This window comes from Rhodopirellula europaea 6C (genome assembly GCF_000338295.1).
GTDB classification, from domain to species: Bacteria; Planctomycetota; Planctomycetia; order Pirellulales; family Pirellulaceae; genus Rhodopirellula; species Rhodopirellula europaea.
Genome location: NZ_ANMO01000004.1, coordinates 1 through 1,487, shown reverse-complemented (window position 1 = coordinate 1,487; position 1,487 = coordinate 1). Strand labels below are relative to the sequence as shown.

Below are 1,487 nucleotides of genomic sequence, written 5' to 3'. Positions count from 1 at the left end.
CGCCGTCACCGGGCAGCGAGAGTAAAACTAACCATTAGAAAACGCGCTGACGCCGCTCCGGTGCACGGCATGGTTCCCCGCATCGTCCTGCATGTCCATATCCGAGCGAATTACCCAGCAATCGGTGTTGGCCGTCAATGCTCGAACGCCAAGATAACGAAATGCAGTCGCCCCAGGCCCACGAAAAGGCAAAAAGCTCTTGAGTGATGGGAGCGTCGGAAGGTTACCCCAGACAAAAAAGCTAGACCAATCAATTGCAAATACGACGGAACGAGGATGTGAGGGGGATGTGTAAAAGACGGGAGCAATACGTCGCCAAACGGAATTCTCGCCACTTGCGTTGAATTCGTTTGCATTCGGATGCCAGGCGATCCAGTCGCCGTCATTCTCGTAGTTCGCGAGATCAAATGTGTTGGCCGGGTCATTGGCAGCAGCAATCCTTTGTGCAATGGGCAAAAGTTCCTGGACAAACCCATCAATTTCGCGGCGGTAGCGATACGCAGCAATGGCGAACGGCCAGGGTATTAGGGCGACCGTGAACACCACCAGTGATGCCCAGGCGAATACAAGAGGCCGCCCAAGATCGTCAGCATTAATCAGGAGTGCATCAGCGGCAATACCAAGCGTCGAGACGATGGCAGCGAGCAAAGCGAGGAGACGCCAACCACAGCGAAACATAATGTCCCACGCTTTCATCTCGATCGCAGCGCGAAAGGCTCGCCCATAAACGAGAAATGCCTCTTGCATCCACGGATCGAAAGCGATCCAGATGTAGCAAAAGACGATCGTCAACGTTAGGAACGGGAGCATCTCATTACAGTCGGGGAACGTCTAAAATCACCCGGTCGCGACGAGAGAATGTCCATTGTCAAAACGCCCGACTTCGCGACTCGGGTGCATTTTTTGGTTCTGCCTTCTTCGGTGTCACTGTGACATGGTGTGCAGAGCGGCAGCATAGCCAATCCCAAAGCATAGATGGGGTACAATCGAGAATACAACTCTAGCGCCTGTGTTGCGGATCAAAAATGCGGTTAGACCAAATGAGCCGCCAGAAAGCACTCCAATTCCGAGGTAGCCGATTATCTGGTCTCCCTCACCGAAGTCTTGCAGGTAGTCCGAAACCCAAAGAAGCGTTCCGAAACTCGCGACCAGAACAGCTGTAGCCAGCAACGCAATACGCGATGACTGGAACCACCATCCAGCCAGGCATCCGACCGCGAAGAATGCAGCGACTGGCACGGACACACTGAACGACGCAACATACGAGTCGTCGGAGGAGAACAAGCGACGTAAAGATCCATCGAAAATCGACGAAGCGATGATTGCTAGCGTCAAAAGAGAGATTCCAGTCGCAATCCAGACGGTTTGAATTGTGTAAAGGATCGACGGACCAGCAGCGGAGTGGCTTGTGAAGCCGGAGTCAGACTTCGCTTGCGAAGGAGTCGAGTATGGATTCAACGCAGGTATGCGATCGGATTCAAATGGCA

General features: G+C 53.3%; 2 protein-coding genes. Both read right to left on the bottom strand.

The window, feature by feature from the left end:
* Positions 1–27 precede the first annotated feature (27 nt).
* A complete protein-coding gene (locus RE6C_RS00190; protein ID WP_144054606.1) occupies positions 28–792 on the bottom strand; it encodes a hypothetical protein in 765 nt (254 codons plus the stop codon).
* A 132-nt stretch (positions 793–924) separates the two neighbouring features.
* Positions 925–1,487: hypothetical protein (locus tag RE6C_RS32655; RefSeq protein ID WP_039960766.1), on the bottom strand; the 563-nt coding region annotated here is incomplete at its 5' end.